Origin of the sequence: Streptomyces sp. SP18CS02, from assembly GCF_036322365.1 — a bacterium.
Classification (GTDB): domain Bacteria; phylum Actinomycetota; class Actinomycetes; order Streptomycetales; family Streptomycetaceae; genus Streptomyces.
In genome coordinates this window covers 1-400 of sequence record NZ_JAQYXC010000186.1, presented here as the reverse complement: position 1 = coordinate 400, position 400 = coordinate 1, and the positions used below count along the sequence as shown (strand labels likewise).

Below are 400 nucleotides of genomic sequence, written 5' to 3'. Positions count from 1 at the left end.
TGCCGGCCGACCGTGCTCGTCCGGCGGTTCCGAGTCATCGGGGTGACGCGGTTCCGCTGGTGCTGGGGGCGGAGGTGCACGGCCGGGTGGTGGAGCTGGCCCGGTCGTCGGGTGCGACGGTGTTCATGGTGTGCCAGGCGGTCCTGGCCGCGTTGTTCACCCGGCTGGGGGCGGGGAGCGACATTCCGCTCGGGACGCCGGTGGCGGGGCGTTCGGACGAGGCCCTGGACGATCTGGTCGGGTTCTTCGTCAACACGCTGGTGCTGCGGACCGACACCTCGGGCGACCCGACGTTCCGCGAGCTGCTGGCCCGGGTCCGTGACACCGACCTGGAGGCGTTCGCCCACCAGGACCTCCCCTTCGAACGGCTCGTCGAAGAGCTCAACCCCGTCCGCTCCCT

Annotated in this window: 1 protein-coding gene; it reads left to right on the top strand. The window is 71.8% G+C overall.

Annotation, left to right across the window (positions count from 1 at the left end):
* Positions 1-400, top strand: a 400-nt coding sequence (locus PUR26_RS01975) for a condensation domain-containing protein (RefSeq protein ID WP_329868530.1), incomplete at both ends; no start/stop codon positions are given.